The 25480-nt window shown below is 71.9% G+C and carries 28 protein-coding genes and 2 pseudogenes; 12 read left to right on the top strand and 18 right to left on the bottom strand.

Annotation, left to right across the window (positions count from 1 at the left end; translation table 11 throughout):
- Window positions 1-59: 59 nt before the first annotated feature.
- From V6N00_RS04045 to V6N00_RS04030, 4 genes and pseudogenes are all read right to left on the bottom strand, one after another.
- Window positions 60-539 (bottom strand): annotated as a pseudogene (locus tag V6N00_RS04045) (aldo/keto reductase); the annotation flags it as partial.
- A gap of 36 nt (window positions 540-575) precedes the next feature.
- Entirely contained in the window at window positions 576-872 is a 297-nt protein-coding gene (locus V6N00_RS04040) for a hypothetical protein (protein WP_334230810.1), read from the bottom strand.
- 81 nt (window positions 873-953) lie between these two features.
- The gene (locus V6N00_RS04035; RefSeq protein WP_334230809.1) at window positions 954-1889 is read right to left on the bottom strand and encodes an aldo/keto reductase; all 936 of its coding nucleotides are present in this window, start codon (window positions 1887-1889) and stop codon (window positions 954-956) included.
- Between the two features lie 36 nt (window positions 1890-1925).
- Complete coding sequence (locus V6N00_RS04030; protein ID WP_334230808.1) at window positions 1926-2786, bottom strand: aldo/keto reductase; 861 nt, start codon at window positions 2784-2786, stop codon at window positions 1926-1928.
- A 123-nt stretch (window positions 2787-2909) separates the two neighbouring features.
- On the opposite strand from V6N00_RS04030, the gene V6N00_RS04025 reads away from it, so the two are divergent.
- Both V6N00_RS04025 and V6N00_RS04020 read left to right on the top strand, forming a co-directional pair.
- Complete coding sequence (locus V6N00_RS04025) at window positions 2910-3800, top strand: LysR family transcriptional regulator (RefSeq protein ID WP_334230807.1); 891 nt, start codon at window positions 2910-2912, stop codon at window positions 3798-3800.
- Between the two features lie 146 nt (window positions 3801-3946).
- Entirely contained in the window at window positions 3947-4819 is an 873-nt protein-coding gene (locus V6N00_RS04020; protein ID WP_334230806.1) for an alpha/beta hydrolase, read from the top strand.
- A gap of 27 nt (window positions 4820-4846) precedes the next feature.
- Here V6N00_RS04020 and V6N00_RS04015 read toward each other — a convergent pair whose 3' ends face one another.
- Window positions 4847-5215: a hypothetical protein gene (locus tag V6N00_RS04015; protein WP_334230805.1), complete on the bottom strand. Its 369-nt coding sequence runs from the start codon at window positions 5213-5215 to the stop codon at window positions 4847-4849.
- A 238-nt stretch (window positions 5216-5453) separates the two neighbouring features.
- On the opposite strand from V6N00_RS04015, the gene V6N00_RS04010 reads away from it, so the two are divergent.
- The gene (locus tag V6N00_RS04010) at window positions 5454-6503 is read left to right on the top strand and encodes a GNAT family N-acetyltransferase (protein ID WP_334230804.1); all 1050 of its coding nucleotides are present in this window, start codon (window positions 5454-5456) and stop codon (window positions 6501-6503) included.
- A gap of 52 nt (window positions 6504-6555) precedes the next feature.
- On the opposite strand, the gene V6N00_RS04005 is transcribed toward V6N00_RS04010, so the two are convergent.
- From V6N00_RS04005 to V6N00_RS03990, 4 genes are all read right to left on the bottom strand, one after another.
- Window positions 6556-7527, bottom strand: coding sequence for an ATP-grasp domain-containing protein (locus V6N00_RS04005; RefSeq protein ID WP_334230803.1), 972 nt, complete (start codon window positions 7525-7527; stop codon window positions 6556-6558).
- Between the two features lie 53 nt (window positions 7528-7580).
- Entirely contained in the window at window positions 7581-8096 is a 516-nt protein-coding gene (locus V6N00_RS04000) for a glutathione peroxidase (RefSeq protein WP_334230802.1), read from the bottom strand.
- 32 nt (window positions 8097-8128) lie between these two features.
- Window positions 8129-8560 carry a VOC family protein gene (locus tag V6N00_RS03995; protein ID WP_334230801.1) on the bottom strand — a complete coding sequence of 144 codons (432 nt, stop codon included), beginning with the start codon at window positions 8558-8560 and terminating at the stop codon, window positions 8129-8131.
- A 66-nt stretch (window positions 8561-8626) separates the two neighbouring features.
- Window positions 8627-9112 (bottom strand): VOC family protein, encoded by a 486-nt coding sequence (locus V6N00_RS03990; RefSeq protein WP_334230800.1) that lies wholly within the window; start codon window positions 9110-9112, stop codon window positions 8627-8629.
- Window positions 9113-9165: 53 nt separating this feature from the next.
- On the opposite strand from V6N00_RS03990, the gene V6N00_RS03985 reads away from it, so the two are divergent.
- Window positions 9166-10194, top strand: coding sequence for a helix-turn-helix transcriptional regulator (locus tag V6N00_RS03985; protein WP_334230799.1), 1029 nt, complete (start codon window positions 9166-9168; stop codon window positions 10192-10194).
- Here V6N00_RS03985 and V6N00_RS03980 read toward each other — a convergent pair.
- Both V6N00_RS03980 and V6N00_RS03975 read right to left on the bottom strand, forming a co-directional pair.
- Window positions 10191-10595 (bottom strand): cupin domain-containing protein, encoded by a 405-nt coding sequence (locus V6N00_RS03980; protein ID WP_334230798.1) that lies wholly within the window; start codon window positions 10593-10595, stop codon window positions 10191-10193. The two genes, V6N00_RS03985 and V6N00_RS03980, sit on opposite strands and share 4 nt — an antisense overlap.
- A gap of 26 nt (window positions 10596-10621) precedes the next feature.
- The gene (locus V6N00_RS03975) at window positions 10622-11896 is read right to left on the bottom strand and encodes a multidrug effflux MFS transporter (RefSeq protein ID WP_334230797.1); all 1275 of its coding nucleotides are present in this window, start codon (window positions 11894-11896) and stop codon (window positions 10622-10624) included.
- A gap of 141 nt (window positions 11897-12037) precedes the next feature.
- Here V6N00_RS03975 and V6N00_RS03970 point away from each other — a divergent pair, with 141 nt between their 5' ends.
- Window positions 12038-12742, top strand: coding sequence for an SDR family NAD(P)-dependent oxidoreductase (locus V6N00_RS03970; protein WP_334230796.1), 705 nt, complete (start codon window positions 12038-12040; stop codon window positions 12740-12742).
- A 9-nt stretch (window positions 12743-12751) separates the two neighbouring features.
- Here V6N00_RS03970 and V6N00_RS03965 read toward each other — a convergent pair.
- Window positions 12752-14004: pseudogene (locus V6N00_RS03965) on the bottom strand (RNA polymerase sigma factor).
- Window positions 13988-14353 carry a YciI family protein gene (locus tag V6N00_RS03955; RefSeq protein WP_334230793.1) on the bottom strand — a complete coding sequence of 122 codons (366 nt, stop codon included), beginning with the start codon at window positions 14351-14353 and terminating at the stop codon, window positions 13988-13990. Before V6N00_RS03955 ends, V6N00_RS03965 begins: the two are co-directional and overlap by 17 nt.
- A gap of 168 nt (window positions 14354-14521) precedes the next feature.
- On the opposite strand from V6N00_RS03955, the gene V6N00_RS03950 reads away from it, so the two are divergent.
- Both V6N00_RS03950 and V6N00_RS03945 read left to right on the top strand, forming a co-directional pair.
- On the top strand, window positions 14522-16249 hold the full coding sequence (locus tag V6N00_RS03950; RefSeq protein ID WP_334230792.1) for a cation:proton antiporter: 1728 nt from the start codon (window positions 14522-14524) through the stop codon (window positions 16247-16249).
- Between the two features lie 99 nt (window positions 16250-16348).
- Window positions 16349-16612 (top strand): DUF1905 domain-containing protein, encoded by a 264-nt coding sequence (locus V6N00_RS03945; RefSeq protein ID WP_334230791.1) that lies wholly within the window; start codon window positions 16349-16351, stop codon window positions 16610-16612.
- A 112-nt stretch (window positions 16613-16724) separates the two neighbouring features.
- Here the strand turns inward: V6N00_RS03945 and V6N00_RS03940 are convergent, their stop codons facing one another.
- Together V6N00_RS03940 and V6N00_RS03935 are read right to left on the bottom strand one after the other, a co-directional pair.
- On the bottom strand, window positions 16725-17036 hold the full coding sequence (locus V6N00_RS03940) for a hypothetical protein (protein ID WP_416385024.1): 312 nt from the start codon (window positions 17034-17036) through the stop codon (window positions 16725-16727).
- A gap of 76 nt (window positions 17037-17112) precedes the next feature.
- Window positions 17113-17637 carry a methylated-DNA--[protein]-cysteine S-methyltransferase gene (locus V6N00_RS03935; protein ID WP_334230790.1) on the bottom strand — a complete coding sequence of 175 codons (525 nt, stop codon included), beginning with the start codon at window positions 17635-17637 and terminating at the stop codon, window positions 17113-17115.
- Between the two features lie 174 nt (window positions 17638-17811).
- On the opposite strand from V6N00_RS03935, the gene V6N00_RS03930 reads away from it, so the two are divergent.
- Window positions 17812-18678, top strand: a complete 867-nt coding sequence (locus tag V6N00_RS03930; RefSeq protein ID WP_334230789.1) for a CE1 family esterase — start codon at window positions 17812-17814, stop codon at window positions 18676-18678.
- Window positions 18679-18703: 25 nt separating this feature from the next.
- On the opposite strand, the gene V6N00_RS03925 is transcribed toward V6N00_RS03930, so the two are convergent.
- The 3 genes from V6N00_RS03925 to V6N00_RS03915 all read right to left on the bottom strand — a co-directional run bounded on the left by V6N00_RS03925 (window position 18704) and on the right by V6N00_RS03915 (window position 21322).
- On the bottom strand, window positions 18704-19183 hold the full coding sequence (locus V6N00_RS03925) for a hypothetical protein (RefSeq protein ID WP_334230788.1): 480 nt from the start codon (window positions 19181-19183) through the stop codon (window positions 18704-18706).
- Window positions 19184-19275: 92 nt separating this feature from the next.
- A complete protein-coding gene (locus V6N00_RS03920; RefSeq protein ID WP_334230787.1) occupies window positions 19276-20256 on the bottom strand; it encodes a helix-turn-helix domain-containing protein in 981 nt (326 codons plus the stop codon).
- 61 nt (window positions 20257-20317) lie between these two features.
- A complete protein-coding gene (locus V6N00_RS03915) occupies window positions 20318-21322 on the bottom strand; it encodes an alpha/beta hydrolase (RefSeq protein WP_334230786.1) in 1005 nt (334 codons plus the stop codon).
- A 138-nt stretch (window positions 21323-21460) separates the two neighbouring features.
- On the opposite strand from V6N00_RS03915, the gene V6N00_RS03910 reads away from it, so the two are divergent.
- From V6N00_RS03910 to V6N00_RS03895, 4 genes are all read left to right on the top strand, one after another.
- Entirely contained in the window at window positions 21461-22447 is a 987-nt protein-coding gene (locus V6N00_RS03910) for a DUF6282 family protein (RefSeq protein ID WP_334230785.1), read from the top strand.
- Window positions 22444-23010, top strand: a complete 567-nt coding sequence (locus V6N00_RS03905) for a carboxymuconolactone decarboxylase family protein (protein ID WP_334230784.1) — start codon at window positions 22444-22446, stop codon at window positions 23008-23010. Before V6N00_RS03910 ends, V6N00_RS03905 begins: the two co-directional genes overlap by 4 nt.
- Before the next feature lie 75 nt (window positions 23011-23085).
- A complete protein-coding gene (locus V6N00_RS03900; RefSeq protein WP_334230783.1) occupies window positions 23086-24468 on the top strand; it encodes an MFS transporter in 1383 nt (460 codons plus the stop codon).
- Window positions 24465-25466: a cyclase family protein gene (locus V6N00_RS03895; protein WP_334230782.1), complete on the top strand. Its 1002-nt coding sequence runs from the start codon at window positions 24465-24467 to the stop codon at window positions 25464-25466. The genes V6N00_RS03900 and V6N00_RS03895 overlap by 4 nt, the downstream gene beginning before the upstream one ends.
- Window positions 25467-25480 lie beyond the last annotated feature (14 nt).

Raw genomic sequence — 25480 nt, 5'->3', positions numbered from 1 at the left:
CCACATGACAGGAGCCCGGACCCATGGTGGATCCGGGCTCTCGCCGTTGACGCCGGGACCTACGGAACCCGGTACCCCGCCGCGCGGAACAGCTCGTACCACTCTGCCTTCGTCAGCGGCACGGCCGAGCCCTGCGCGGCGCACGACACCCGCTCCGGCGTCGTCGTCCCCAGAATCACCTGCATCTGCGCCGGATGGCGCGTGATCCACGCCGTCGCGATCGCGATCGCCGGCACGTCGTACTTCTCGGCAAGCCGGTCGATCACGGCGTTCAGCTCCGGGTCCTCGTCGTTGCCGAGGAGCGGGCAGTTGAAGAACCCGGCCTGGAACGGCGACCACGCCTGCACAGTGATCTTGTTGATCCGGCAGTAGTCGAGGATGCCGCCGGCATCGAGCGTCAGCGCCTGGTCCTCGCCCACTATGTTCGCCGTCACGCCCTGGGCGATGATCGGCGCGTGCGTGATCGACAGCTGCAGCTGGTTCGCCACCAGCGGCTGCTTGACCGCCGTCTTGAGCAAGTCGATCCGCCGCGGCGATGGCGCTGAGATTGGGTGCACCCGATTTCAGCGGACTTGTCAGAACCAGAGGTTGAGCCGGACGCGGTAGATCCCCTCGAGCGCGGTGGACAAGTCGTTCAGCAGGGCCACACCTTCGAGGTCGAACCACCGTCGATTCTCTTCGCTCCCGAGGCTTCCGGTCTCTTCATTCGCGTGCTCGTTGAAGAATCGAGCCCACGCGGTCAGCCGGTCGGCGAGGGACTGGTCGATCAGCGTCGACCAGTCGGGCTGGTGCTCGTCGAACCACATGATGTCGGACAGCGGCCACTTCTGGCCATAATCCACACTCAACGTGATCTCGCGAGGATCGCTCATGTCGAGAACCTAGCAACCGACATGCCGAGAGCCCGGACCCACGCATCGTGGATCCGGACTCTCGCCGTTGAAGCAGGAACCCTACGGGACCCGGTACCCCGCCGCGCGGAACAGCTCGTACCACTCCGCCCGGGTGAGCGGCACGTCGGACCCCTGCGCGGCGCCCGTCACCCGCTCCGGCGTCGTCGTGCCCAGGACCACCTGCATCTGCGCCGGGTGGCGCGTGATCCATGCCGTCGCGATACCAATCGCCGGCACGTCGTACTTGGCGGCCAGCTTGTCGATCACCGTATTCAGCTCGGGGTATTCGCTGTTGCCGAGGAACGGCCCGTTGAAGAATCCGGCCTGGAACGGCGACCACGCCTGCACGGTGATCTTGTTGATCCGGCAGTAGTCGAGGATGCCGCCCGCGTCCAGGGTCAGCGACTGGTCCTCACCCACCATGTTCGCCGCCACGCCCTGGGCGATGATCGGCGCGTGCGTGATGGACAGCTGTAGCTGGTTGGCAACCAGTTCCTGCTTCACCGCCGTCTTGAGCAGGTCGATCTGCCGCGGCGTGTGATTGGAGACGCCGAACGAGCGCACCTTGCCCGCGGCCTCCAGCTCGTCGAACGCCTGCGCGACCTCCTCCGGCTCCACCAGCGCGTCCGGCCGGTGCAGCAGCAGGATGTCGATGTAGTCGGTGTTCAGCGCCTTCAGCGAACCCTCGACGCCCTCGATGATGTGGTCGTGCGAGAAGTCGAAGTACGGCCCCTCCCGCACGATGCCCACCTTGGTTTGCAGGGTGATGTCCGAGCGCTGCGACGGCGTCAACTGCATCGCCTTCGCGAACCGCTCCTCGCAGTCGTGCACCTGTGAGCCGTAGACGTCGGCGTGGTCGAAGAAGTCGATGCCGGCGTCACGCGCGGTCTTGACCAGCGTGCGGATCTCGTCGTCGCTCTTCTCCGAGATGCGCATCAGGCCGAGCACCACGTTCGGCGCGGTCAGGCCACCGGGGCCCAGGGGAACACTCTTCATGATTGACTCCTGTCAGGGATGAAGGGAGGGGACGGGTCACGCGTTGTTCAGCGCGTCCAGTTCCTCCGCCGTGAGCTGCAGGTCGGCCGCCTTGACGGAGTCGGTGATGCTCTCGGGCCGCGAGGCACCCGGGATCGGGACGACGATCGGCGCGAGCGCGAGCTCCCACGCCAGGGCCACCTGCTGCGGGCTGACGCCGTGCGCCTCGCCCACCTGGCCGAACGCGTCGTGCTTGCTGCCGAGGTCGCCGGCCTTGCCGATACCGCCGAGCGGCGACCACGGCAGGAACGCGACACCGATCGAGGCGCAGTGCTGCAGCTCCTCGAGACTGGTGCGGAATGCGGGGGAGAACTGGTTCTGTACGGATACGAGCCGGCCGCCGAGCACCTCGTTGGCCTCGTCGATCTGGGCGACGGTGGCGTTGGAGATGCCGGCCATCTGGATGACGCCCTCGTCCAGCAGGTCGCGGATCGCACCGACGGACTCGGCGTAGGTGACGTCCGGGTCCGGGCGGTGGAACTGGTACAGCCCGATGGCGTCGACGCCGAGCCGCTTGGCCGAGGCCTTCGCGGCCTCCTTCAGGTACTCGGGCCGGCCGTTCTGAGTCCACGAACCGTCGCCGGGACGCAGGTGCCCGCCCTTGGTGGCGACCAGGACGTCGTCGGTGCTGCCGCTGTAGCTGCGCAGCGCATCGGCGATCAGCTGCTCGTTGTGGCCGACCTCGTTCGCGTCGCGGTGGTACGCGTCCGCGGTGTCGATCAGGGTGACGCCGGCGTCGAGCGCGGCGTGGATGGTCTTCACGGAGCGCTCCTGCTCCGGGCGGCCCTCGATGGACATGGGCATACCGCCCAGGCCGATCGCGGAGACGGAGCGGGAACCGATGGTGCGCTGCTGCATGGGAACCTCCAGGGTGAGAGAACGGGTGTACTTGCCTCCTAAGCTACGAACCGCGAGGCTAGAAGTCCAACAACTCATCATCATGCTGTGCATCAGTTCGAGTCATGAATCAGGGAGTCCTCCATGGAACTGCGGCAGATGGAGTACCTCGTCACCCTCGCGGACGAGCAGCAGTTCACGCGCGCGGCGGCGATCTGCGGCGTCTCCCAGTCCGGCCTGTCCGCGGCGATCCGCAGCCTCGAGGACGAGCTCGGCGTGTCCCTGTTCGACCGCACCACGCGCCGCGTCGAACCCACCGACGCCGGCCACGCCCTGCTGGCCCATGCCCGGACGATCCTCGCCCAGGCCGCCGCCGCTCGCGACGCCGTCGGGCGCACCACCGACCAGCCCGCCGGCACTCTCCGGATCGGAACCGAGCAGTGCCTCGGCGTCGTGGACGTCAATGCCCTGCTGGAGCGCGTCCACCACCGCCACCCGCTGGTCGAACTGCACTACGTGCAGGCCGGCTCCCACGAGTTGACGACGCGCGTGCGGGACGACTCCCTCGACATCGCCTTCGTCGCCACCGGCGAGCATCTCGGTACCCTCGATCGCACCGAACTCGGGCAGCAGTCCCTCGTGCTGCTGGCCCACCCCGGGCACGACCTCGCGACCGGCGACACCGTCGACTGGGCCGAGCTGGCCGACCAGGACTACGTGGACTTCCACGACTCGTGGGCGATCCGGTCGTTGAACGACGACGCGTGCACCACCCACGGCGTCCGGCGCCGCATCCGCTGCACCGTCAACGACGTGCACACCCTGCTCGACCTGGTGCATCGGCGGCTCGGCGTCGCCATCGTGCCGCAGCACGTGGCCGCCAAGCCGCAGGCCGCCGGGTTGATCACGCGCGCCATGCCCGCGGACGCACCGCGCTGGACGGTCTCCGCGATCACCCGCAGCGACAGCGACAGCGACGCCTCGACGCGGCGCCTCCTGGACCTGCTCCGCAACGAATCGCTCGCCGCGGTCTGAGCCGGCTGACCCGTCGCGCTGCTCCCTGAACGCTGGTCCCGGGACGCCGCTGCCGCGTGCTCGGCCGTGTCACACTTCACTGACGTCCCACGTCAGCCGCATCACCCTCACGTGTGCCGCGCCCGCGGCGCCGGAGAAAGGACCCCATGGCGATCACCCAGTCCTCCCTCGTCTCTCCCAGTGACGGCACCACCCTGGCGACCTACCGATGGCCGGTACCGGCCCAGAGCCGCGGCCTCGTCCAGATCGCGCACGGCATGGCGGAGCACGGCCCGCGGTACGACCGCTTCGCCCGCGCGCTGACCGACGCCGGCTACCAGGTGGCCGCCCACGACCACCGCGGGCACGGCAACTCCGCCACCGCCGAGCAGCGCGGAGACTTCGGGGAGGCCGGCTTCCGCGGTCTCGCGGCCGACATCGCCGCCGTCGGGCGGCAGCTGCGCACCGACCACCCCGGCGTGCCGCTGTTCCTCTTCGCCCACTCGATGGGCTCGATGGCCGCGCAGGACGTCCTGCTCGACGAACCCGACCTGTACGACGGCGTCATCCTCTCCGGCACCACCGCCGTCGACGTGCTCGCGCAGTCCATCGCCTCCGCGCCGCCGGGCGCGCCCGCCGGGCTGGAGGCCTTCAACGCCGGCTTCGAGCCCCGCACCGGGTTCGAGTGGCTCTCCCGCGACGCGGCCGAGGTCGACGCGTACGTCGCCGACCCGCTGTGCGGCTTCGCGATGCGCGAGGACGCCATGCCGCAGATGCTGGGACGCGGCGCCCGGCTCGCCGACCCGCAGGAGCTCGCGAGACTCCGCTCGGACCTGCCGGTGTTGTTCGCCTCGGGGGAGAAGGACCCGCTCTCGGGCGACGGAGCGCTCATCGAGCTGGTCGCCCAGCGGTACCGCGACGCGGGCGTCACGGACGTCAGCGTGACCGTCTACCCGGGTGCCCGGCACGAGATCGTCAACGAGATCAACCGCGAGGAGGTCACGGACGACGTCGTCGCGTGGCTGAACCGTCACGCCTGAGGGCGCCCCCGCCCCTCAGGCGGTTCATCACACGGCCCAGATCGCCGGTCGGCCGGGTGCGACGGACAGCTCGCGCAGGCGCAGCTCGGTGGCCACCTCGTGATGCCGGATCCGCAGCGCGGCCACGTCGGCCGGGTCGTCGATGTCGGTGGCCGCCACCCGGTCGAGTTCCCGGCAGAGCCAGCTCGTCAGGGCGCGGAGATCGCCCATGCTGAGCGCGACCAGGTCGACCGAGAAGGCCGGCGACGTGGTCGTGACGCGGCGTCCGTGGCCCAGGACATAGGGCCGCTCGCGCTTCCGTCGACGGGTGGTTCGGCTGGTCGCGGTCCCGGCGGTGCCGGCGGAGGCGGAGTGGGCGCGGGCGGCCGCGACAGGAGCGGGAAGTGGGGCAGGCATGAGACAGCTCCCTCGGAAGGGGTGAGGCGAACTGTTCTGCCGCTGTCAACGCTAGGCGTCGGCGCCGGCGCGCACCAGTGGTGGGCGTGACGACGACGGTCCACCGCCGTCGTCGCCGACAGAAGCGCTGGTCAGCTCGACGGCTCCTCACATCATTTCCCCGCGTCGCGCTGCGACACACAATGGAGCACACCGACAGCAGACGGTGGAGCCGTCCGGATGCGGGAGGTGCCGTGCCATGACGACCGACGTCGTCCTCCGTGAGGCCACCGATGAGGACGAGGGCGCGATCGCCGCCCTCGTCGCGGCGAGCCCCGATACGGGTGCCGTCACCTTCCGACCCCGGCTGCAGGTGAGCGCGACGCAGGCCCACGACACCGTCCACGACGCGACCGTCCAGGTCGTCGCGGAATCGACCGACGGGACGCTGGTCGGTTCGGCGGCACTGAGCCGCGGGACATGCCGGTTCGAGGGCGCCATGGTCCCGTACGCGCTGCTGCACTCCCTGGTGGTCGGCCCCGAGCACCGGCGGCAGGGAATCGGGCGCGCTCTGGCGACGTGGAGGCTCGACCGCGCCGGCGAGGCCCTGGGTGAGGACGGCGTCGTCCTCGCCAACATCCAGCAGGGCAACGCGGCATCCTCGGCCAACGCTGCGGGCTGGGCGACGAGCACGTCGGCGCGCACGGTCGTCGCGCCGGTGCCGATGCGCCGCCGTCCACCCCGAGGCGTCGACGGCGTCACGCTGGACGAGGCGGAGCCCGGTGACCTCGAGGCGGTGGCCGCGGGGATCTGCGCCTTCTCGGGCTCCCACAACTTCGGCCTCGACTGGACGGCCGAGCGGCTCGCGGCCTGGCTGGCGTCGTCGCCCTTCGACGATCCCGTCAACCACTGCCTCGTCGCCCGCACGCGGGCGGGCGACGTGGTCGCGGGCCTGGCGTTGCGGGAGGAGGGGCGGATCCGGGCCCTCGAGGTCGTGCACATGCCCGCGTCCGTACGGCTCGCGAACCTCGCCCTGCACGTCGTCCCGCGCGACGGGGTGCTGCGCAACCTGGCGGTCGACCGGATCTGGTTCGCCCCGGGACAGCTCCGTGCTGCGCGGGCGCTGTGGGAGCACGCCCGGTGGGCCTGGCGCGAGCGCGGCAGCGACCTGCTGGTGAACCTCGACCCCCGCGGTCCGGCCTGGCCGGTCGTCGGGGTGCGCCCGTGGTCGCCCACCACCGTGATGCGGGTCGCGGTGCGTTCCGCGCGGCCCCTCGATCCGGACCGCATCGTCGACCCGCTCCTGTGACCGGAGGGAGCGCGTCGATTCTGACATGCATCGACGCCGCGGCGCGGTGCCGTCAGGCGCGCTGGAAGACGGTGTCCGCGGCGTCCTCGTGCTCCGCGAGCAGCCCGCCGAGGAAGCGGGCGATGCTGCGCGGCCCGGAGACCGGGGAGACGGCCTCGACGTCGGGGTTGTAGTTGGTGTTCGTGTTGACGTCGTAGGTGACGGTGCGACCGTCGGCGGTCTCGATGAACTCGATTCCGGCGATCTCGATGCCCGCCTCCGCCAGCAGCGCCTCGTAGCGGCGCACGAGCGGGTGGTCGGCGTTGATCTTGGGGCGGAGCGCGAACGGCTCGACGGCGTCCCCACCCGAGGGATCCGGCACCGCGCACGCGTCCGCCGGGCACAGCTCGAAACTGCCCGCGGACGTGTCCACGCGGACGGCATAGACGAACCGGCCGCCCACGAACTCGGCGCGCGTGATGAACGGCTCCCGCGCGGCCAGGTACTCCTGGATCAACGTGATGCCGTCGACCGGCTCCTCGAAGTCGTCGCTCGCGACATGGGCGTCGAAGTCGGCGTGCGTGTCGAATCGGCGCACGCCCAGACCCTTGCCGCCCTGGTTGTGCTTCGTGATGAACGGCGGCTCGAACGCGCGGGCCGCCTCGACGAGGCCGTCCCGGCCCAACACCGCCGTCGTGCGCGGAACGTCGAACCCGTGCGAACGCAGCAGGCCGTGCTGGGCCACCTTGCTGACCTCGAGCTCGAGCACGCTGCTGCCGTTGACGACGCGCTCACCCCACGACTCCAGCCACCGGAGCAGCGCCCGCGTGTCCTCCTTGGCGTGGACGTGGCCGCGTGTGTGGGCGGAGGCGCTCATGCGCGACCAGTAGATGCCCGGCGCCGGTTCGGATCCAAGGTCGACGGTGCTGCCGGTCTCGCCGAGGTCGATCTCCGTCAGCGGGACGCCCTCGGCCTCGAACGCGGCGCGGAAGGGCGGCATCCAGTCGGCGTTCTCGTGGATCACGTACACGGTGGGTGTCGTCATCCTTCGAGCGTAGGCGTGCGGTTTCCGCGGGACACGGGGGCCGACGCCGGGCGTCACGTCGACGGGCCGCTGCCGGGTCGCGGCCTCCGGGCCGTCCACGCCTCGATCGCCTCGACGATCTCCGGGGCGTCGGGGCGGGTGCCGGACCGGAACCGCCGGATGCGGCCGTCGGGGTGGACGAGGAACTTCTCGAAGTTCCAGCGCACCCAGCCGGCCCGCCCGTGCGCGTCGGGCACGCGGGTCAACTCCTGGTACAGCGGATGGGCTCGCCGTCCGTTGACCCGGACCTTCTCCGTCATCGGGAAAGTGACGCCCCACGTCGTCGAGCAGTACGCCGCGATCGCGTCCGCCCGGCCGAGCTCCTGGAGAAACTGGTTGCTCGGGACGCCGAGCACGGTGAACCCGGCGTCGCCGAAGCGCCGCTGCAGCTCTTCCAGTTGCTCGTACTGGGGAGCGAAGCCGCAGCGCGAGGCGACGTTGACCACGAGGGCGACCTTCCCGCCGGTGAGGGCGCCGAACGTCGTCGGTTCCCCGGCCAGCGTCGTGACCTCGATGGTGCTCAGATCCATGGGCACGCGACTCCCGCCGTCGTCGGGGCCGCTCAGGACAGCGGCGCCGTCAGCTCGATGTTGACGTCGTCCGGGTCCTGGAAGGAGAGGATCGCGATGCCGGCGTCGGTCAGCTCGATCACCTCGCCGTGCGCGATGCCGGCGCCGTCGAGCGCGCGCACGGCGGCGTCGAGGTCCTTCCGGCTCTTCACCGCGAAGCTGACGTGGTCCAGGCCCGTGCGGTTCGGATCGAAGTCGTCACGGCCCACGGGACGCAGCCCGAACAGGGTGCCGTCCGGCGTCTGGTAGACCGTGCCGCCGTAGTAGTCGGCCGCCGAGTCGGTGACACCGGGCTTGTTCACGTCCGCGGACTTGTCGATGGCCACCGGCCAGCCGAACACGAGGTCGTAGAACTTCTTGGACCGGGCGATGTCCGTGACGGTCAACCGGACGTGGGCGAAACCGCTGCTGTCGATGAGGGCCATGGCGCTCACCCTACGCGCCCCGATCCGAGCGGCGGCCGGGAGTCCCGGCCGTCGCGCGCCGGGGCCTCAGCCCTGGGCGGTCTGCACGTCCATGACCCAGGTGATGCCGAACCGGTCGTCGAGCATCCCGTAGAGCGGGGTTCCCCACGGCGCCGGGCCGAGGGGGGTGCGCACGTGGCCGCCCTCGGCGAGCACCTCGAAGCAGCGAGTGATCTCCTCCGGGTCGTCACTGCGCACCGAGACGAACACCGAGTCGGCGCCGCGGTCGAAGGGCCGCTCCGGCGGCACGTCGAACGCCATCAGGCGCAGCCCGTTGGGGGAGTCGAAGCCGCCCCACATCAACTGGTCGGGGACGGCCCCGTCGGCGTCGTTGTGGGCGTCCCCGTAGGTGAACGCCTGCACCTGGCCGCCGAAGATCGAGGCGTAGAGGTCCAGGGCCTCCCGGGCCTGGCCGCGGAAGTTGAGGTGGGTCGTGGGGGTGACGGTCATGGTGGTCTCCTTCGTCTCGTTCTCCACAGCGGCGTCCGGGTCGGGCGCCGCGATGGAGTCCACGATCCTCGCAGTAGCGGTCAGGTTCTGGCCGGGACCTGAACGAGAATCGAGGCATGAGCGGAACATCCGGACGCCTCCTGTCGCTGCTTTCCCTGCTGCAGGCGCGCCGCGACTGGCCCGGCCGTCTCCTGGCCGAACGACTCGAGGTGAGCGAGCGGACTGTCCGGCGCGACGTCGACCGACTCCGCGACCTCGGCTACCCGGTGCGCGCGACGATGGGGCCGGACGGCGGCTACCGGCTCGAGGCCGGGTCCGAGCTGCCCCCCCTGCTCTTCGACGACGACCAGGCCGTGGCGATCGCGCTCGCCCTGAACGTCGCTGCGACCAGCGGGACGGTCGAGGCCGACGCCGCGTGGCGCGCGCTGACCACGGTGCGGCAGGTGATGCCGGGGCGGTTGCAACGGCGCATCGACGCGGTGCACGTGCTCGGCATGCCACACGCCGACACCGGTCCCGGCGGGCGGCTCGACAGCTCCCTGCTGCTCGCGGTGACCGACGCCGCCCACACGCACGAGCAGCTGCGCTTCGACTACCTCCCGGTCGGGGCGGAGAAGGCCGGGGACGACGACCTCCCGACAAACCGTCACGAGGTGCCGCCGCGACGGGTGGAGCCCCACCACGTCCTGCACCGCGGCGGCCGCTGGTACCTGCTGGCCTGGGACGTCGAGGCCGCTGACTGGCGCACCTTCCGGCTCGACCGGATGGCCGCCCTGCGGACCCCGACCGGGCCGCGATTCTCCCCGCGGGAGGTGCCCGGTGGGGACCCGGTCGCCTTCGTCGAGGCCCGATTCCGCGGCCAGGCCGATCCATCGGCCGGCACCATGTGGCCGTGCCGGGGCACCGCGATCGTGCGGCTGCCGGCGACCGCGGTGGCACCGTACCTGCCCGACGAGTCCGTCGAGGCGCTCGGGCCGGTCGACGGGGTGGGGCGGTGCCGCGTGCGGATGGGCGCCTGGTCCTGGGCCGGCCTCGCGGCGTCGATGGCGCAGCTGGACGCCGACCTCGAGGCCGTCGAGCCGCCCGACCTGGTGGAGGCGTTCGCCGGCCTCGCCGCGCGGGCCGCAGCCGTCGGGCGGCTCTAGTCCCGTCCCGCCAGCTCCTCGTCGGTGACGTGTTCCTTCCACACCGTGGTGGTGGCCGGGTCGTCGCCGTTCTCGAGCATCGCCAGGTGCTCCATGAAGCCGTCGCCGCCGGCGGCGTGCCAGTGGTCCTCACCTGGCGGCGTATAGAGGGTCTGGCCGGCGCGGACCTCGATGACAGTCCCGTCGCGGTGGCCGAAGCGGGCGACGCCGGCGGTCACGTGCAGGTACTGCCCGCGGGCGTGCGAGTGCCAGGCGGTGCGGGCGCCGGGCGCGAAGCGGACGAGAGCGACCGTCATCCGCTGGTCGCCCTCGTGCGGGGCGGCGATCGGGTCGACCCACACGTCCCCGGCGAACTGCTCGGGCGGGTTCTTGACGGTGGGAGTGGTCGGTTCGATGTTCATCGGGTTCTCCTTCGAGGTGATGGGAATCAGGACGCCGGTGCGGCGGCCGGGGAGGGGCGGCGCTGCCCGGCGAGCAGCGCGCAGGAGCCGGCGGCGAGCACCACGGACACCACCGTGACGACGCCGAGCGGCAGGATGGACGACGCGCCGGCGACGCCGACGAAGGGGGCCGCGACACCGCCGAACCCGAAGCGGACCATGCCGAGCAGCGAGGAGGCGGTGCCGGCGAGGTGCGGGTATTCGGCGAGGGCCAGCGTCGTCGCCGGCGGTGTGGACAGCGCCACCCCGCTGGCCAGGGCGAACAGCGAGACGATGACGACGGGCAGCGGCACCCGGGTGAGTCCGGCCCCCAGCAGCCCGCCGGCGCCGAGTGCGGTGACGACGATGCCGACGCCCAAGGTGCCGCGGATGCTCCAGCGCTCCGAGGTGCGTCCGGCGAGGTAGCCGAAGGTCATGAAGCCGGCGGAGTTGAGCCCGAACGCGGCGGCGTAGGCCTGCGGGGAGAGCCCGTAGATGTCCTGCAGCACGAACGTCGCGCCGGCCAGGTAGGCGAAGATGGCGGCGTTGAGGAAGCCGATGGTGAGCACCGCGCCGAGGAACACCCGGTCCGCCAGCAGGGTGCGGAATCCCGCGAGGGTCGCTCCGAACCCGCCGCCGATCCGCCGCTCGGCCGGCAGCGTCTCACCGAAGACCACGAGGCAGGCCGCGAGGATGGCCGTCCCGATCAGTGCGAGGACGACGAACAGGCCGCGCCAGTTCACGAACGTCGTCAGCAGGCCGCCGAGCAGCGGGCCGACGATCGCCGCGAGCCCGCCGGTGACGGTGAGGCGGCCGTAGAAGCGGATCAGGGCGGTCCCCGCGAAGACGTCCCGGCCCGCGGCCTGCGCGATGACGATGCCGACGCCACCGGCGAGTCCCTGGACGAACCGGGCACCGATCAGCGGCTCGACGGTGGGGGAGAGCGCGCACAGGGCCGACGTCACGATGTAGGCGACGACGCCGACGAGCAGGATGCCGCGGCGGCCGAACCGGTCCGACGCCGGGCCGGCGACCAGTTGCCCGGCGGCCAGGCCGAGCAGGCAGGCGGTGACGGTCACCTGGGCCAGGGAGGTCACCGCGCCGAGCTCGGCGGTCAGGGCGGGCAACGCCGGCAGGTACAGGTCCATCGAGATCGGCCCGAACACCGTGAGCAGGAGCAGCAGGGCCGGCAGCAGGCGGCCGGCGGCGGGCCGGGCAGGGCTGTCGGGCGCCTGGTTGAGCGTCTGGTCGGCCGTCTCGGCGGGGGTGAAGGTCTCGGGCATGGTGTCCAGTCTTCGCGCGTTCGCCGCCGTGCGGGAGTCCCTGATCAGGGGTGTACTGGCAGGGCACCGCTGAACCGGTGCCGGCGGCCCCGGCGTGCGTCAGAGTGGAGGGAGACCATCTGACCGCAGAGAGGGAACCCCATGGCGCGCATCCTCGTCACCGGCGCGGCGACCGGGCTCGGCCTGGACACCGCGGCCGACCTCGCCGAGCAGGGGCACGACGTCGTCGTCCACGCCCGTAACGCCGACCGCCTCCCGCCCGGCGACTGGGCCGGCACTGTGACCGGCGACCTCGCTGACCGGGACGAGTCGGTCGCGGTGGCGCGGGCGGCCGGCGAGCACGGCCCGTTCGACGCCGTCGTCCACAACGCCGGGGTGATGCACCACCCTGCGGTGATCGCCGTCAACGTCATCGCCCCGTATCTGCTGACCGCGCTGATGGAGCGGCCCGCCCGGCTGATCTACCTCAGCAGCGGCATGCACCGCGGCGGATCGACGGACCTGGGCGGCCTCGAGTCCGGCGGCGGTTCCTATTCCGACAGCAAGCTCTGGATCACGACGTTCAGCGCGGCGATCGCGCACCGCTGGGCCGGGACCGCCAGCCACGCCGTCGATCCCGGCTGGGTGCCGACGCGGATGGGCGGTGCCGGTGCTCCCGACGACCTCGCCGAGGGCCATCTGACCCAGGCCTGGCTGGCCACCGCGCCCGGCCTCACGCCTGCCACCGGCGGGTACTGGCATCACCGCCGCACGCAGCGGCCACACCCGACGGTCGTCGACGAACGGTTCCAGGAACGCCTGATCGCCACGCTCGAACGGGTCACGGGCGTCGGCCTCGACGGCTGACGGCTGGATTCAGTTCAGCGCGTCCCGGCGCCGGGTCAGCGTCGTGACCTGCGCCGCGGTGCCGGCCAGCTCGATCGCCCGGTCGTAGGCCGCCCGTGCGTCGTCGCCCCGGCCCAGCCGGCGCAACAGGTCGGCGCGCGTCGCGTGGAACGGCTGGTAGCCGGACAGGGCGTCCGCGAGCCGGTCGACGAGGGCGAGGCCGACGTCGGCACCGTCCAGCTCGGCGACCGCGAAGGCCCGGTTCAGCGCGACCACCGGGGACGGGTCCAGCCGGGCGAGCTGGTCGTAGAGGGCGAGCACCTGCGACCAGTCCGTCTCGCTGGCCTCCCGGGCGGACGTGTGCACGGCGTTGATCGCCGCGTGCAGCTGGTAGCGGCCCGGCGCTGCCCTCGTTTCCCGGCAGGCGGCGATGCGTTCTCGCACCAGCCGGTGCCCCTCGGCGATCAGGTCCGCGTCCCATCGACTGCGGTCCTGCTCGTCGAGGGTCACCAGCGTGCCGTCGGGCCCGACCCGGGCGCCGCTGCGCGCCTCGGTCAGCAGCACCAGGGCCAGCAGTCCCGTCACCTCCCCGTCCTCGGGCAGCAGGGCGTGGAGCAGCCGGGCGAGCCGGATCGCCTCGGCGGTCAGGTCCCGCCGCACCGGATCGGTGTCGGGACCGGTGGCCAGGTAGCCCTCGTTGAACACGAGGTAGAGCACGGCGAGTACGCCGGTGACGCGGTCCGGGAGGTCGTCGGCGTCCGGCACCCGGTAGGGGATGCGGGCGGCGGCGATCTTGGCCTTCGCCCGGGTGATCCGCGCCGCCATGGTGCTCTCCTGCACCAGGAAGGCCCGGGCGATCTCGGCGACGCTCAGGCCGCCGAGCATCCGCAGGGTCAGCGCCACCCGGGCCTCCATCGCCAGGGCGGGATGGCAGCAGGTGAAGATCAGCCGGAGCCGGTCGTCGTCGATGACGCCGGCCCTCCGGCGCCGGTCCCGCCCTCGTCGGTCAGCATCACGGCCTCCCGGTGTTTCTCATCGCGCCGGCTCTCCCGTCGGATCCGGTCGATCGCCTTCCGGCCGGCGGTGACCGTGAGCCAGGCCCCCGGGTTCGGGGGGATCCCGTCCGCCGGCCACCGTTCGACCGCGGTGACGAAGGCGTCGGCGGTCGCGTCCTCGGCCACGCCGAGGTCGCCGAACCGCCGGGTCAGCGTGGCGACCACCCGGGCCCACTCGTCATGGTGGGCCCGGGTGATCGCCGCATCGACGTCAGCCGTTGCCGCCACTGGGCTCGTCGAACGCGCGGACCTCGATCTTCCGGTTGCAGGCGGTGGAGGCGTCGGCGGCGAGCTTCAGCGCCGCGTCCAGATCGGGGACCTCCCAGACCCAGAACCCGGCGAGGTACTCCTTCGACTCGACGTACGGACCGTCGGTGACCACCGGCTTCTTCCCGCGGGTGTCGACGACGGTCGCGGTGTCGGGTGCGGCGAGACCTCCGGCGAACACCCAGTGGCCCTCGGCCTGCAGCCGGTCGTTGAACCGGTCGACGGCGGCCATCTCCTCCGGCATGGCGGAGTCGGCGCGGCCTGCGGCGGCCGCCTGACCGTCGTCGATCACGGAAACCAGGTACTGCATCGCGCTCATCTCCTCCGGTGCGGGGCGCCCCTCGCGGGCGACCTCTCACCCTGACGACGAACGGTGACACTCGGATTCGACACCACACTCCGGAATTGTTCAAGAAACCGGGCCGTCGCCGGACCTCCGTAGGCTGGAACCCCAGCCCTTCGACGACGGGAGACCACCATGACCGCCGCCCTCCTGGTCGCCGCCGCGGTGGTGGTGATCGTCGCGGTGCAGGGCTGGGCGCGCCGCACCGGCGTCGCCGCGCCCCTGGTGCTCGTCGCCGTCGGCGTCGGCGTCAGCTTCCTGCCGTTCGTCCCGGCCTTCAGCATCGAGCCGGAGTGGATCCTCGCCGGCGTCCTGCCGCCCCTGCTCTACTCGTCCGCCGTGTCGATGCCGACCATGGACTTCCGCCGCGACTTCGGCTCGATCAGCAGTCTCTCGGTGCTGCTGGTCGTCGTGACGTCGGTGGCGCTCGGCTTCGTCTTCCACGGACTCCTCGGGATCGACCTCGCGTTCGGCATCGCGCTCGGCGCAGTCGTCAGCCCCACCGACGCCGTCGCGACCGGCATCGTCAAGCGCCTCAACGCGCCCCGCCGGGTGGTCACGGTGCTCGAGGGGGAGAGCCTGCTCAACGACGCGTCCGCCCTGGTGCTGCTGCGCTCGGCGATCGCGGCGACCGGCGGCGCCGTCTCCCTGTGGGGCGTGGCCGGCGACTTCGTGTTCGCCGTCCTCGTGGCGGTCGCCATCGGCGTCGTGGTCGGCCTGCTCAACCTGCGCGTCCGGGCCGCGACCCGTGACGCGGCGGCCAGCACGGCCATCTCCTTCATCGCCCCGTTCGTCGCGTCGATCCCGGCCGAGCGGTTGGGAGCCTCCGGTCTCGTCGCCGCCGTCGTCGCCGGCCTGGTCACCGGTCAGGGATCCGCACGCTGGCTCAAGGCGGCGGACCGCATCGCCGAGCGCTCCAACTGGGCGACGGTCGAGTTGTTGCTCGAGGGCGGGATCTTCCTCGTCATGGGGCTGGAGCTGTTCGGCCTGGTGGAGGACGTCATCGCCGAGGACGCCTCGTTGTGGCTGGCGCTCGGGATGGGGGTGCTGGCCGTCGTCCTCGCCCTGCTCATCCGCAGCCTGTACGTGCTGCCGCTGTTGTGGCTCGTGCGACGGCAGGCCCCGGACCCGGTGGAGACGCGCCAACGGCTCGCGCGAGCCCAGGAGCGGTTCGACGCCTCCGGCCTGGACCGCGAGGACCCGCGCGTGCAGCGCCGGGTGGCGACCTGGACGCAGCGCATGGGCCATCGGCTGGCCGACATCGACTACCTGGCGAGGTCCCCGCTCGGTCGGCGCGAGGGCGCCCTGCTCGTGTGGGCGGGCATGCGCGGCGCCGTGACGCTCGCGGCCGCGCAGACGCTGCCCGAACAGACGCCGCAGCGCTCGCTGCTCGTGCTCATCGCCTTCGTCGTCGCGGCCGGCTCGCTGCTCGTGCAGGGCGGGACCCTCGGGAGGGTCGTGCGGGCGGTGGGCCTCCAGGGCGACGGCGGGGTGGACCCGCAGGAGCAGCGCCTGCTGACGGAGGCGATGGGCAGGGCCGCCGTCGGGGTGCTCGAGAATCCGTCGCTGCGCCGGCCGGACGGTTCCGCCTATGACGCCGACGTCGTCGAGCGCGCGCGGACGCTGATGCGCAAGGTCGCCGCCGAGAAGGAGCGGGTGGCCGCCGAGGAGGACGACGCCGGCGGTGGGAGCGGCGCACGGCAGGTCACCGAGCTGCGGCTGCGGATCATCGACGCGCAGCGGGCGGCCCTGCTCGACGCGCGTGCCGCCGGAACGGTCAGCTCCCCGGCGCTGAACGCGGCCTTCGACCAGCTCGACGCGGACCAGATCAGCACCGAGCTGCGGGCCGGCGGCGGCGACTGAGCGGCGCGCCCCACCGGGGTGCTTCCCCTGCGGGACGGCCCGGCCTACAGTCGGCGACAGACCCTCGATCCCTCCGCCGCCGTCCCAGGAGCGCCCCCGATGACCGTCTTCCGCACCGTCCTCGAATCGACCGGCGGCAACAACGTGGGCATCGTCGTCCCGGAAGACGTCGTCCTCGGCTTCGACCGCGGCAAGCGGGTGCCGGTGATCGTGACGATCGACGGCGACTACACCTACCCGACGACCATCGGTGTCATGGGCGGCCGGTACCTGGTCTCCTTCAACGCCGAGACGCGGAAGCGGACCGGCCGCGGGGCCGGCGATACGGTCGAGGTGGAGCTGGTCGTGGACCCGGATCGGTGACGGGCACGCGAGGACCCCGATGACGACACCTGATCGAGGGGCCTCGCACATGCCGCCGCCCCTCGCGGCACTGCCGGCGGCCGCCGACGACGGGTCCTCAGCCGGGCGCGCCTCAGTGGGCGCCGGCCGCCGCGTCCGTGGCGGTGCCGGCGTCGTCGCCGATGCCGCCACCACTGCTGCGTGTCCCGCCGCGGTGGCCGGCCACCAGGATCGATAGCACCGCCGCGATGCCGCACAGCGTCGCGCCGCCCCACCACGCATACGTGTAGGTGCCGAAGACGTCGCGGACCACGCCGGCGCCGAACGCCGCGGCCGCCGCGCCGATCTGGTGCGAGGCGAACACCCAGCCGAAGACGATGGTGCCCGACCAGCGGCCACACCGAACGGGACGCAGGTGACGGATGGGACGATCGGTCCGCTTCACCCGTGACACCGGGCCCACTCGATGTGGTCGGTGGTTCCCGTGGCCGTCAGATCGGTGCGCTGAGCGTGTCGTCGGCTCAGAATAGGCGCGCCGCCCGCACGTCGGCGGGTTCCTCCAGCGCCAGCAGGGTGCGTTTCCGGTCGAGGCCACCGGCGAACCCGGTGAGCGAGCCGTCAGCGCCGACCACCCGATGACACGGGACGACGATGCTCAGCGGATTGTGCCCGACGGCCTGGCCGACCCGCTGGACGAGCTGCCGGTTGCCGAGCGCCGCCGCGAGCGCGCCGTACGTCGTCGTGGTGCCGTACGGGATGTCCCGCAGGAGCGCCCAGACCTGCTCGGAGAACCGGTCACCACGGGACCGCAGCGGCACGTCGAACGCGACACGGTCCCCGGCGAGGTACTCGCGCAGCTGGATGGCGATGGTCGCGATCAGCGGGTCGGCCGTCTCGGCGACCATCTCGCCCACGGCGGCGGGCGGGTACGTGTGGCCGGGGAAGTAGATGCCGACGACGGCATCGTCCTCGGCGACGATCAGCAGGTCACCGAGGGTGGTGGGGACGTGCGCGTGGTGGCGGGTGGTGGTCGATGCGGTGCTCATGCTCGGACTCCTTCCGGTTGCCCATTCTTCCCGGTAGACGCGCCGGGGGCCCGGAACGTGAGGCCTGTTCGGCCCGGTGTCCGCCCTGGGGGAACAGGCGCCGCGGTCAGTCGTGAGCCGTGCGAGAGTGTGGCTCGCCGCCGTGTGAGGGCGGCGTCGTCGAGAGGACCCGCCGTGACCCAGCAGACCACCACGCCCCACTCCATCGAGGTCGACGGGAAGGAGCGCACCTTCCTGCTCACCGCGCCGGCCGAGGCCGCCGGAGCGCCGCTCGTGCTCGTCCTCCACGGCTCCAACCAGACGTCCGCCGGCATCCGCGGATTCACCAGGCCCGGCTTCGACACGCTCGCCACGCTCGACGGTGCCGTCGTCGCCTACCCGCAGGGCTACCGCAAGCACTGGAACGACGCTCGGGCCGCCTCCGACTTCGCCGCCCGGCGGGAAGGCTACGACGACGTCGCTTTCGTCCGCGCGCTGATCGACGAGCTGGCGCGTGCCCACGGCATCGACCGGTCACGCGTGTACGCGGTGGGCTACTCGAACGGCGGCCAGCTGGCGATCCGGCTCGCGCACGAGGTACCCGAGCTGCTCGCCGGCATCGCCCTCTTCGGGGCGACCCAGCCGGTGCCTGAGCACTTCGCGCCCACCGTCGACCGGCAGGTTCCGCTGCCGGTGCTCATGATCCACGGGACCAGGGACCCCAACGTGCCGTACGCGGGCGGAACAGCGAGCCTGTTCGGGTTCCGGCCGCGCGGGCGGGGCCTCTCGGCACCCGACACGGCCGCCTACTGGGCGCGCCGCAACGGCCACGCCGCCGGCCCGACCGTCATCGAGGTGCCGGGGGAGCGAGCGGACCGCACGCGCGTGGAGCGGACCGACCACGCGACGCCCGGTCTGCCGCCGGTCCGGATGTTCACCGTTCACGGCGGCGGTCACGTGATGCCCGGTGACAAGCCCGCGGTGCGCATCCTCGGACGCACGTCGCGAAGGATCCGCACGGTGGACGAGATCGCGCGGTTCTTCGGGCTGCGGGCGGAGTGAGCGGACGGCGGTTGGTCAGCAGCGCTCAGGCGCGGTCTCGGCCGCGGCGTCCACGCATCACGGCCAGCCCGATGACGAGCGCGAAGACGGCGACGACGGCCGGGTCGCGCGCGATCGTGCTCGTGTAGCCGACGGGATTGACCAGAGCCAGGCTCGGCCCGACGCCGAACCACGGCCCGATCGCCCACCCGACGACGAGGAAGGCGGCCAGACCGAGCGCGACACCACCGAGGAGGGCCGGCCGATACCGGATGAGCGCAGCCATGCCCAGGGCCAGCACGACGGCGAGCAGGAAAACCAGGATCACGACGCCGTTCTGCGGCTGACCGGTGGGGACGGTCTCGTACGGCGAGACCAGCACCCCCGAAGGGAGGGCCAGTGGTATGGTCACCGCCGCGCCGAAGAGCCACGCCCAGACGATGCCGATCGCGAAGCCGACGGCGCGCAATCCAGTGCGCCCGGGGGAGTGCGGCCGGGTGTCGGTGGTGGTCGATATGGTCGTCATCGCGTCTCCCTTCGACGTCCGGTGGGCCTGGTGCCGAGCTCGCCGGTGAGAGCAGCCTAGCGGCCGCCCACGTCGGTGCCGAGGAGTGGGACCTAACCGGCGGAGAGCTGGAGCAGCATCGAGGCCACCTGGAAGCGGGCCCGGCCGACGGCGGTCCGCGGGTCGTAGCCGAGGTCCCGGCTGAACGCCTCGTGCCGCGACTGCAGGGTGGAATGATGCATGCCCAGGCTCGCGGCGGCGGAACGTACGCTCTCGGCGTGGGCGAGCATGGCGAGCACGGACCGGGTGTGCGGGTCCAGCGCGGCCAGCGACCGCACATCGGGCAACTCCCCGGCCCGGGCCTCCACGGCGAGGACCGCGTCGAGCAGCGCGCCGAGCGACTCAGCATCGATCACAGGCGTCTGAGCGTCGGTGAGCCGGTAGGCGGCCAGTGCGGTCCTCCACGACGTGGCCAGGTCGATGCCGGTACCGAGCCGACCCAGCCCGCCGCCGCGGATCTCCGTACGGGCCGTGCCGATCCACACCCGTACGACGCCGTAGGCAGTAGCGATCAGGGCTGACGGGCCGGGCGCCTGCACATCCGGTGCGACGGCGACCGCGCGGACCTGCGTGGACGTACCCAGGCGCAGTCGCGTCGCAGCGGCGGCCCGGTCGGCGACCGAGCGGGACGCGTCGACGACCGTCTCCAGGGCGTTGTCTGGCAGCACGAGGCGGCGCGCACGCACGGAGGCGACGGCCAGGGCGAGGCGTTCGAGCACCAGTGAGTCGTTGACGTGGGCATCGCCCTCGCGTTCGAGCCAGACGCGGGCGGCGTCGTCGACGTCGACCCCGTTCCAGGTGCCGGCCGGACCGGGCTCCGGGTCATCGGTGAGACGCCGCCCCGAGGATTCGACACGGATGGTGCCGTCGGGAGCACTCATCCCCGCGACGGTGCCGGACAGCGCGGCCGCCCCACGGACCAGTGTCTCCAGATTCACCCCGCCGGCGACCAGGGCGTCGAAGTAGGAGATGACCTTCAGACTCTGACTCACCGAGGGATCGAGGGATGTGACGCGCCCCATCAGCTCCTGCATGCACGGCTCCTTCGCACGTTCTCGCCGATCATCCTGCCACGGCCCCCGGGTGGCGTCACGCTTACTCGCCGAGCAGTCGGTGCACCCATCGGTCCCGTGCCTGAACCATCTCCCGGGAGAGGGCGGCCTGCGGTGCGTAGCCTTCGAAGGCGTGGAATCCGCCGGGCCACACGTGCAGCTCCGCCTGCCCGCCGGAGGCCCACAGGGCGCTGGCATAGGCGACATCCTCGTCCCGGAAGACCTCGGCACTGCCGCAGTCGATGAACGCGGGCGGAAGACCGGAGAGATCGGTGGCCCGCGCGGGGGCGGCGTAGATCGACACGTCGTCCGTGGCCCGGCGATCGCCGAGCAGCGCGGTCCAACCCGTGCGATTGCTGCCGCGATCCCACACCCCGATCCCGTCCATCTGGGCGCTGGAAACGGTATTGTCCCGGTCGTCGAGCATCGGGTACATGAGCAGCTGCCCCATCAACGGGGCCAGTCCCCGGTCGCGCATCAGCAGGGTCACGCCGGCCGCGAGGCCACCACCGGCACTCGCGCCGGTGATCAAGACGCGTGACGGGTCGATGCTCAGCTCCGCTGCGTGCGTCTGGAGCCAGATGAGCCCTTGATAGCAGTCCTCGACGGGGTAGGGGTCCGGGTACTCCGGTGCGAGACGGTACTCGAGGGAGACGGCCACGGCCTGGTAGCGGTGCAGCCAGTCGAAGAGGGCGGCCACGCCGGACCACCGGTCGCCGACGATCATGCCGCCGCCGTGCAGGTGGTAGATGCCCGGGCCGACGCCGGTGCGGCCCTCCGCCTCCAGGACGGTGACGACGACGTCGTCCCCGTCGTGCCCGGCGATGACGAGGTCACGGCTGCGGATGCCGGCGTCCCGGGCCATCTCCGGCGTCACCCGCAGCCGGGGGTTCTCGCGCATCGGTCCGATCATCCGCTCGGTCACGGTCGGCGGGACGCCGTCGGCGAGTGTGGTCAGGGCGGCCTCAAGCTCGGGGTCGAACGGGGGGCGAGCCAGCATCGAGGCCAATGCCCCACCCGTCGTCTCCGTGGTGCTGATGTGCTCCATGGGCACCCCTTCCTGGCCGCGCGGACCGGTCGATTCATCTTGACGGATGAGCCCCCCGGACCCCACCGCCAGATGGCCGGAAAGTCGCTCGATGTGCCCGCCACGTGGCGCGATATCGGAATGTACGACGGTCTTACGATGACGACGTCGACGATGACGATGGAAACGGAGACCCCAGTGGACGACCCCGCGCTGACCCCCTCGTTCGAGGATGCACTGCCGCCTGACTTCGGCAGATTCCTCGAGGGTGCGATCGATCTGCACGTGCACGGCCAGCCCGATCTGGCCGAGCGAGCGCAGAACCGCGGCGACGACGCGGCCGTCGCCCGGCTCGCTCGGGCGTACGGGATCCGGGGCTGGGTGCTCAAGTCGCACCTGTGGCCGACGATGGACCGCGCCCGGCTCGTGCAGCAGTCCCTGGGGGAGACCGACTTCCGGGTGATCGGCAGCATCACGCTGAACCCGCAGGTCGGCGGTGTCGACCCGACCATCGTCGAGTGGGCCGCCGACCACGGCGCCGGTGTGGTGTTCATGCCCACCTGGGGTGCCCGCGCCGACGTCGACCGGTGGGGCTACATCTCCATGCTGCTCGAGCGGCAGACCCCGAACTTCCGGGAGTGGGCCGAGTCCCACGCCATCACGGTCGCCAAGGACGGCGAGCTGACGCCCGCGGCCGAGGACGCCGTCCGGGCCGCCGTGTCCCGCGACATGCTGGTCGCGACCGGCCACCTCGGGCTCGAGGAGAGCCTGGCGGTCGCCCGGCTCTGCCGGCAGCTGGGCCGGCCGGCGATGATCACCCACCCCCTGCACTTCACGGACGACCCGGCCGACCTGCGGGTCTTCACCGACCTCGGTGGCATCCTCGAGTTCTCCAGTGCCCCGCTGATCAACCCCGAGTCTCACCACCGCGTGCGCGACATCGCCGAGGCGATCCGGCTGCTCGGCCCCGAGCACGTGGTGCTCAGCTCGGACGTGTTCTCCCGCTGGGTGCCCCCGGAGCCCGAGAGCCTGCGCAGCTTCACCGAGCAGCTGCACTACCTGGGCTTCACCGCGGACGAGCTGCGCACCATGCTCGTCGTCAACCCGCACCGGCTGCTGGGCCTGCCGGTCCCCGGTGCCGCGTGAACCGCCGACTCGGCGACGCCGACGCCCTCCAGCGCTCCGCGGCGGGGCAGGAACTGCTCCGCCGGTTCACCGGTGGTGACCGGGCCGGGCGCGGCACGGACTTCTCCCTCGTCGACGCCGACGGGCGGCTCACCGGCCCGCCGGCCGTCTGGCAGCTCAGCCCGGACCTGGGCCTGGCGCTGGAACCCCTCGGCCACACCGTGCGGTTCTCGCTCACCCTGTCGCGGCGCACCCAGGAGATCGTCGTGCTGACGGTCGCCCGTGCGGAGGACAGCGACTTCGAACGGTGGGCCCACGTGCGGGCCGGCCGGGCCGCCGGCCTCTCCGAGGAGGAGATCGCGGCCTTGCTCGACGGGGAGCCGCAGTTCTCCGACACGGCCGAAGAAGCCGCCCACGAGCTCGCCCGGCGGCTGGTCACCGGCGCCCCGCTCGACGACGCCGCGTTCGACGCGGCCGTGGACGCGCTCGGCCGGCAGGCCGTCGCCGAACTCGTCACCCTCGTCGGCTACTACCGCATGATCGCGCTGCAGCTGCGCGCCTTCGACGTCCGACCTCCTTCCTGACCGGCCCCGGCCGGACCACGCCTCCTCCGACGGGGACCAATGACGGTCCCCGCGCCAGCACAGAAAAGGATCATCATGAGCACATCTCCCGGTGTCGACACGTCGACGACCGATCCCACCGTCCGCCGCCGGCGGGCCATCCGGGGCGCCTTCTGGGGCTTCCTCGTCGACTCGTTCGACATCTACCTGCCCTCGATCGCGCTGCTGCCGGCGATGGTGTACTTCACCCGCGGCCTCGACCCGGGACAGACCGCCGTCGTCACCGGCTTCACCCTCGCCACCACCCTGTTCGGCCGGCCGGTCGGCGCCATCCTCTTCGGGCACCTGTCCGACCGGCTGGGTCGCAAGCGCGTCGGCGCCATCTCGATGTACGGCTTCGGCGTGACGACGCTGATCATCGCGTGTCTGCCCGGCGCCCAGCAGATCGGCAGCGTCACCGCGATCAGCCTGCTCCTGCTGCTGCGCTTCATCGACGGCGTCTTCCTCGGCGGGGAGTACACGGCGGCCACCCCCATGGCCATCGAGTACGCCCGGCCGGAACGCCGCGGCTTCATCGGCGGCTTCGTGCAGAGCGCCTCGACCATCGGCTACGTTGCCATCGCCATCTTCACCTTCCTCGCCCTCCAGATCTCGCCCGCGGGCCAGATCAGCTCGCCGTACGTCCAGTGGGGCTGGCGGATCCCGTTCGTCGCCGGCGCCGTCTTCGCCTGGGTCGTGGCCCGGTACCTGCGCAAGGACGTCGAGGAGTCCGTGCTGTGGATCGAGACCGAGAAGGCGAAGAACCCGATCCGGGAGATGCTCGGACGCAAGCACATCGTGGCGTTCGCCCAGGTCTTCGTGCTCATGACCGGCGTCTTCTTCATGGTCAACATGGTCGGCTCGGTGATCCCGCAGCTGCTGCTGGGCCGCCCGGGCTTCACGGCCAACGACCTGACCCTGAGCATCATCTTCGCGAACATCGTCGTCCCGTTCGCCTACATGCTCGCCGGCCGGCTCAGCGACCGGCTCGGCCGCAAGCCGGTGCTACTGATCGCGGGCGTCCTGGTGCTGGTTGTCATGTCCGGGCTGTTCGCCGTCCTCGGCAGCGGGGTCGCCATCCCGTTCGCCGGCCTGGTGGCCGTCGTGTTCGTGGTCCAGTGCATCAACGGCTTCACGATCGGCACCCTTCCCTCCTACATCAACGAGCGCTTCCCGACCCGGATCCGCTCCTCCGGCTGGGGCATCGGCTACTCGCTCGCCGTGGTCATCCCCGGCTTCTTCGCGGCCTACCAGGCGGGCCTGTCCGCCTTCATGCCGCTGGGCATGACGCCGGTGGTGCTCCTGGTCGTGGCCGGCGTGCTGATCCTCGGCAGTGTCGCCGTCTCGCCCGAGACCCGCGGGATCGACCTGGGCGACGACGAGACGGTCGCTACCGGCGACGCGCCCGGCAAGTCGCCCGCGGTCGGGGTGCAGGCGTGACGATCCGCTCCATCCCGTCGTACCGCGACCTCCTGACGCGGACCGACGCCCCGCCGGGTTCGTCCTGGGGAGTGTTCGGGGTCGGCGACCAGCTGGGCACGCTCAACTTCATCGGACCGGAGGAGACCGCCGCCGCGGCCTCCCTGGTGCGGGACGGCCGCGTCTTCGACCTCGACTACCCGCTGAACACGTTCGTGCCCAGCATCGCCGGGACGCGGCCGCCCACCGAGCACCACGTGTTCGCCAACAACCCGAACCACCGGGACGACTGGCTGGACTCGTTCTATCTGCAGTCCACCTCGCAGATCGACGGGCTCCGGCACATGCGCCACCCCGTGCACGGGTTCTACGGCGGGGTGCCCGACGAGCGGATCACCGCCGACGGGCCGGACCTGGGCATCCAGCTGGTCGCCGAGCACGGCGTCGTGACGCGCGGCGTCCTGCTGGACCTGCCCCGCTACTTCGCCGACCGGGGCGAGCGGCTGGACGTGACCACCAACCAGCCGATCACGGTCGCGGACCTGCGGGGCGCGGCCGCCCGGCAGCAGGTCGACCTGCGGCGCGGCGACGTCCTGCTGATGCACACGGGCTGGGCCGAGGACTACCTCGGCCTCACCCCGGAGCAGCAGGACCATCGCCGTCGCCACTGGGGCTCGCCCGGCATCGAGCAGAGCACCGCGATGCTCGAGTTCCTCTGGGACACGGGCATCGCCATGCTGGCCTCCGACAACGCCGGGGTGGAGGCCTTCCCGGTGGACCCCGACTCCGGGTTCGTCGACCCCGCGGAACCGCCCGCGGAGCGCGGCCCCAGCCACAACGGCATGCTGCACCGCCCGCTGATCGCCCTGCTCGGGCTCTACCTCGGCGAACTGTGGCGCCTGCACGAGCTGGCCGACGCCTGCGCGGCGGACGGCCGCTACGACGTCCTGCTGACGGCGAAGCCCCTGGCCGTCGTCGGCGGGGTCGGCTCGCCACCGAACGCGATGGCGATCCGATGAGCGCTCCGCTGGAC

It is taken from the genome of Tersicoccus mangrovi, from assembly GCF_036881825.1.
Taxonomy (GTDB): domain Bacteria; phylum Actinomycetota; class Actinomycetes; order Actinomycetales; family Micrococcaceae; genus Tersicoccus; species Tersicoccus mangrovi.
Note: the sequence above shows the minus strand (reverse complement) of the source record. Positions and strands in the feature narration are given on the sequence as shown.

What these genes read in the sequence shown, in the direction of transcription:
- V6N00_RS03995 (WP_334230801.1), bottom strand. Translation starts at nt 8,560, where the DNA reads ATGGCCCTCATCGACAGCAGCGGTTTCGCCCACGTCCGGTTGACCGTC.
- V6N00_RS03950 (WP_334230792.1), top strand. Translation starts at nt 14,522, where the DNA reads ATGACCGCCGCCCTCCTGGTCGCCGCCGCGGTGGTGGTGATCGTCGCG.
- V6N00_RS03980 (WP_334230798.1), bottom strand. Translation starts at nt 10,595, where the DNA reads ATGAACATCGAACCGACCACTCCCACCGTCAAGAACCCGCCCGAGCAG.
- V6N00_RS04030 (WP_334230808.1), bottom strand. Translation starts at nt 2,786, where the DNA reads ATGCAGCAGCGCACCATCGGTTCCCGCTCCGTCTCCGCGATCGGCCTG.
- V6N00_RS03900 (WP_334230783.1), top strand. Translation starts at nt 23,086, where the DNA reads ATGAGCACATCTCCCGGTGTCGACACGTCGACGACCGATCCCACCGTC.
- V6N00_RS03985 (WP_334230799.1), top strand. Translation starts at nt 9,166, where the DNA reads ATGAGCGGAACATCCGGACGCCTCCTGTCGCTGCTTTCCCTGCTGCAG.
- V6N00_RS04005 (WP_334230803.1), bottom strand. Translation starts at nt 7,527, where the DNA reads ATGACGACACCCACCGTGTACGTGATCCACGAGAACGCCGACTGGATG.
- V6N00_RS04025 (WP_334230807.1), top strand. Translation starts at nt 2,910, where the DNA reads ATGGAACTGCGGCAGATGGAGTACCTCGTCACCCTCGCGGACGAGCAG.
- V6N00_RS04035 (WP_334230809.1), bottom strand. Translation starts at nt 1,889, where the DNA reads ATGAAGAGTGTTCCCCTGGGCCCCGGTGGCCTGACCGCGCCGAACGTG.
- V6N00_RS04020 (WP_334230806.1), top strand. Translation starts at nt 3,947, where the DNA reads ATGGCGATCACCCAGTCCTCCCTCGTCTCTCCCAGTGACGGCACCACC.
- V6N00_RS04000 (WP_334230802.1), bottom strand. Translation starts at nt 8,096, where the DNA reads ATGGATCTGAGCACCATCGAGGTCACGACGCTGGCCGGGGAACCGACG.
- V6N00_RS03925 (WP_334230788.1), bottom strand. Translation starts at nt 19,183, where the DNA reads ATGACGACCATATCGACCACCACCGACACCCGGCCGCACTCCCCCGGG.
- V6N00_RS03975 (WP_334230797.1), bottom strand. Translation starts at nt 11,896, where the DNA reads ATGCCCGAGACCTTCACCCCCGCCGAGACGGCCGACCAGACGCTCAAC.
- V6N00_RS04040 (WP_334230810.1), bottom strand. Translation starts at nt 872, where the DNA reads ATGAGCGATCCTCGCGAGATCACGTTGAGTGTGGATTATGGCCAGAAG.
- V6N00_RS03945 (WP_334230791.1), top strand. Translation starts at nt 16,349, where the DNA reads ATGACCGTCTTCCGCACCGTCCTCGAATCGACCGGCGGCAACAACGTG.
- V6N00_RS04010 (WP_334230804.1), top strand. Translation starts at nt 5,454, where the DNA reads ATGACGACCGACGTCGTCCTCCGTGAGGCCACCGATGAGGACGAGGGC.
- V6N00_RS04015 (WP_334230805.1), bottom strand. Translation starts at nt 5,215, where the DNA reads ATGCCTGCCCCACTTCCCGCTCCTGTCGCGGCCGCCCGCGCCCACTCC.
- V6N00_RS03955 (WP_334230793.1), bottom strand. Translation starts at nt 14,353, where the DNA reads ATGCAGTACCTGGTTTCCGTGATCGACGACGGTCAGGCGGCCGCCGCA.
- V6N00_RS03935 (WP_334230790.1), bottom strand. Translation starts at nt 17,637, where the DNA reads ATGAGCACCGCATCGACCACCACCCGCCACCACGCGCACGTCCCCACC.
- V6N00_RS03915 (WP_334230786.1), bottom strand. Translation starts at nt 21,322, where the DNA reads ATGGAGCACATCAGCACCACGGAGACGACGGGTGGGGCATTGGCCTCG.
- V6N00_RS03920 (WP_334230787.1), bottom strand. Translation starts at nt 20,256, where the DNA reads ATGCAGGAGCTGATGGGGCGCGTCACATCCCTCGATCCCTCGGTGAGT.
- V6N00_RS03910 (WP_334230785.1), top strand. Translation starts at nt 21,461, where the DNA reads ATGACGACGTCGACGATGACGATGGAAACGGAGACCCCAGTGGACGAC.
- V6N00_RS03970 (WP_334230796.1), top strand. Translation starts at nt 12,038, where the DNA reads ATGGCGCGCATCCTCGTCACCGGCGCGGCGACCGGGCTCGGCCTGGAC.